At 62.5% G+C, this 3892-nt stretch carries 4 protein-coding genes; 2 read left to right on the plus strand and 2 right to left on the minus strand.

What is annotated here, in order from left to right; all coding sequences use genetic code 11:
• Positions 1 to 140: 140 nt before the first annotated feature.
• On the minus strand, positions 141 to 1049 hold the full coding sequence (locus WCJ41_RS20460; protein WP_336907683.1) for a LysR family transcriptional regulator: 909 nt from the start codon (positions 1047 to 1049) through the stop codon (positions 141 to 143).
• 117 nt (positions 1050 to 1166) lie between these two features.
• Between WCJ41_RS20460 and pxpA (WCJ41_RS20455) the strand changes: the two genes are divergently transcribed.
• Positions 1167 to 1895, plus strand: a complete 729-nt coding sequence (pxpA, locus tag WCJ41_RS20455; RefSeq protein WP_336907684.1) for a 5-oxoprolinase subunit PxpA — start codon at positions 1167 to 1169, stop codon at positions 1893 to 1895.
• A gap of 102 nt (positions 1896 to 1997) precedes the next feature.
• Here pxpA (WCJ41_RS20455) and pxpA (WCJ41_RS20450) read toward each other — a convergent pair whose 3' ends face one another.
• Positions 1998 to 2726, minus strand: a complete 729-nt coding sequence (gene pxpA / locus WCJ41_RS20450) for a 5-oxoprolinase subunit PxpA (RefSeq protein ID WP_336907684.1) — start codon at positions 2724 to 2726, stop codon at positions 1998 to 2000.
• A 117-nt stretch (positions 2727 to 2843) separates the two neighbouring features.
• Between pxpA (WCJ41_RS20450) and WCJ41_RS20445 the strand changes: the two genes are divergently transcribed.
• Positions 2844 to 3752 carry a LysR family transcriptional regulator gene (locus tag WCJ41_RS20445; protein WP_336907683.1) on the plus strand — a complete coding sequence of 303 codons (909 nt, stop codon included), beginning with the start codon at positions 2844 to 2846 and terminating at the stop codon, positions 3750 to 3752.
• The last annotated feature ends 140 nt before the right edge of the window (positions 3753 to 3892 follow it).

The following is a 3892-nucleotide window of genomic DNA, read 5'->3' on the forward strand; positions in this document are numbered from 1 at the left end:
GTGCATCGACCGATCTCGGTGATGCCGCGCCAACAGTTCTCTCCTTTGTACAGAAGTGGCGCACCATGCGGAATAAAGATGATAACCTCTATCTATTTGAAATAAAGTTATAATTGTGTTTCCAGCATGATGCGTGGCAGCTAGTTGCCGGCGCCGCCGAAGGACAGGCTCATGAATTCGTGGAAGGTGCGGGCGGCCGGGCTTTGGCCCTTGGTGGGATTCCATGCGAGGCCGACGTCCATGGTGGGGATGTCCGCCACGACGTTGCGAAGTTCGATGCGCTGGCCCTCGAGTGACCAAGGCCGGTAGACCATGTCCGACAGGATCGTGACGCCCATGCCGTCAGCCACCATGGAGCGGACCGCCTCCACCGACGAGGTGGTGAAGATGATGTCAGGGCGGAGGCCCGTGTCCTTCCAGTAGCGTGAGGCCGTCTGGTTCGCCTCGTCGACCGTCAGCATGACATAGGGCTCTGCGGCCACGTCATCCAGCGTGTTCGCCTCCGCGGCGAGCAGTCGATGCTCGACTGGAAGCCACAGCCGGCGGCGGGAGCGGATCAGGGTTTCATAGGCCAGACGCTTCCTGTCCTGCAGGTTGGAGACCAGCATCACCGCGAGATCCAATGAACCGTCCTTGAGGCCGCCCTCGATGGCGCTGCGCGGAAGTTCGTACAACTCCGCCCGGATGCGCGGGTAGCTGCGCGCGAAGCGCGTGTAGTGGCGGGGCAGGAAGTAGCCTGCCACCGTATATGAAACGCCGATGCGCACCGTGCCGCTGATGGCGGTGTCCTCGGTCAGGGGGGCGTGCTGGGCGGCGTTGACGGCCGCCATGATGTTGCGGGCGTGCTGCAGGAAGCGCGCACCCTCGGCGGTGAGCGAAACGCCGGTTGGCAGGCGCTTGAACAGCGCGACCCCGGTATCTTCCTCCAGCTGCTTGATGGCCGCCGTCACCGCCGACTGCGAGACGTTGAGCTCGATCGCCGCCTGGCTCACCTGCGCGGCATCCGCCGTGGCGATGAAATAGCGGACCTGCTTGAAGGAAAGCGCCATATCTGGTTTTCCGATATCGGGATGCAGTTTTTCTGATTTTACAATATTTGCAATGTCCCGCAAGGTCTTCCATCAATATGGCGCTTAAGCGCAGGGCGTACAGGGCAGGAGGTTCAGGTGACAGTCATCAACTGTGACATGGGCGAGGCGTTTGGCCTCTACAAGATGGGCGACGATGCAGGGCTCATGCCCTTGATCGACGTGGCCAATGTGGCCTGCGGTTTCCATGGTTCCGACTTCAACCACATGCGCACCACCGTGCAGCTCGCCAAAAAGCATGGCGTGAAGGTGGGGGCGCACCCCTCGCTTCCCGACCTCCAGGGCTTCGGCCGCCGCGAGATGAAGATGGGCCGGGACGAGCTCACCAACTGCATCATCTACCAGGTTGGCGCGCTGAAGGGCTTCCTCGAGGCCGAGGGCATGGTGCTGAACCACATCAAGCCGCACGGCTCGCTCTATGGCATGGCGGCGCGGATGGAGGAAGTGGCCCAGGCAGTGGCCGATGCAGCGGACGTCTTCAAGGTGCCGCTGATGGGCATGATCAATACCTTCCACGAGAAGGTCTATACGGCGCGCGGCCACAAGTTCATCGCCGAATTCTATGCCGACCTCGACTACCGTGACGACGGTTCGCTTATCATCACCCGTGAGCATGAGGCGAAGGACCCCACCCATGCCGCGGCCCTGTGCCTGCGCGCCATCCGCGAGGGCAAGGTGAAGGGCGTGGGCGGCGGCGACGTGGCGGTTCGGGCCGATGCGATCTGCGTGCACTCCGACACGCCCAATGCGGTGGCCATCGCCCGCACCGTGCGCGAGGCCGTGAACCCTTACATCGACGCTGCCTGACAAACCCAGAAACGAGGACAGACAATGGCCCAGCTTCTCTCGCCGCTGCCCGGGCAGCGGCGAGAGAAGCTGGGCCATTGTCTGTCCTCGTTTCTGGGTTTGTCAGGCAGCGTCGATGTAAGGGTTCACGGCCTCGCGCACGGTGCGGGCGATGGCCACCGCATTGGGCGTGTCGGAGTGCACGCAGATCGCATCGGCCCGAACCGCCACGTCGCCGCCGCCCACGCCCTTCACCTTGCCCTCGCGGATGGCGCGCAGGCACAGGGCCGCGGCATGGGTGGGGTCCTTCGCCTCATGCTCACGGGTGATGATAAGCGAACCGTCGTCACGGTAGTCGAGGTCGGCATAGAATTCGGCGATGAACTTGTGGCCGCGCGCCGTATAGACCTTCTCGTGGAAGGTATTGATCATGCCCATCAGCGGCACCTTGAAGACGTCCGCTGCATCGGCCACTGCCTGGGCCACTTCCTCCATCCGCGCCGCCATGCCATAGAGCGAGCCGTGCGGCTTGATGTGGTTCAGCACCATGCCCTCGGCCTCGAGGAAGCCCTTCAGCGCGCCAACCTGGTAGATGATGCAGTTGGTGAGCTCGTCCCGGCCCATCTTCATCTCGCGGCGGCCGAAGCCCTGGAGGTCGGGAAGCGAGGGGTGCGCCCCCACCTTCACGCCATGCTTTTTGGCGAGCTGCACGGTGGTGCGCATGTGGTTGAAGTCGGAACCATGGAAACCGCAGGCCACATTGGCCACGTCGATCAAGGGCATGAGCCCTGCATCGTCGCCCATCTTGTAGAGGCCAAACGCCTCGCCCATGTCACAGTTGATGACTGTCACCTGAACCTCCTGCCCTGTACGCCCTGCGCTTAAGCGCCATATTGATGGAAGACCTTGCGGGACATTGCAAATATTGTAAAATCAGAAAAACTGCATCCCGATATCGGAAAACCAGATATGGCGCTTTCCTTCAAGCAGGTCCGCTATTTCATCGCCACGGCGGATGCCGCGCAGGTGAGCCAGGCGGCGATCGAGCTCAACGTCTCGCAGTCGGCGGTGACGGCGGCCATCAAGCAGCTGGAGGAAGATACCGGGGTCGCGCTGTTCAAGCGCCTGCCAACCGGCGTTTCGCTCACCGCCGAGGGTGCGCGCTTCCTGCAGCACGCCCGCAACATCATGGCGGCCGTCAACGCCGCCCAGCACGCCCCCCTGACCGAGGACACCGCCATCAGCGGCACGGTGCGCATCGGCGTTTCATATACGGTGGCAGGCTACTTCCTGCCCCGCCACTACACGCGCTTCGCGCGCAGCTACCCGCGCATCCGGGCGGAGTTGTACGAACTTCCGCGCAGCGCCATCGAGGGCGGCCTCAAGGACGGTTCATTGGATCTCGCGGTGATGCTGGTCTCCAACCTGCAGGACAGGAAGCGTCTGGCCTATGAAACCCTGATCCGCTCCCGCCGCCGGCTGTGGCTTCCAGTCGAGCATCGACTGCTCGCCGCGGAGGCGAACACGCTGGATGACGTGGCCGCAGAGCCCTATGTCATGCTGACGGTCGACGAGGCGAACCAGACGGCCTCACGCTACTGGAAGGACACGGGCCTCCGCCCTGACATCATCTTCACCACCTCGTCGGTGGAGGCGGTCCGCTCCATGGTGGCTGACGGCATGGGCGTCACGATCCTGTCGGACATGGTCTACCGGCCTTGGTCACTCGAGGGCCAGCGCATCGAACTTCGCAACGTCGTGGCGGACATCCCCACCATGGACGTCGGCCTCGCATGGAATCCCACCAAGGGCCAAAGCCCGGCCGCCCGCACCTTCCACGAATTCATGAGCCTGTCCTTCGGCGGCGCCGGCAACTAGCTGCCACGCATCATGCTGGAAACACAATTATAACTTTATTTCAAATAGATAGAGGTTATCATCTTTATTCCGCATGGTGCGCCACTTCTGTACAAAGGAGAGAACTGTTGGCGCGGCATCACCGAGATCGGTCGATGCAC

The organism is Aestuariivirga sp. (assembly GCF_037139295.1).
GTDB lineage: Bacteria > Pseudomonadota > Alphaproteobacteria > Rhizobiales > Aestuariivirgaceae > Aestuariivirga.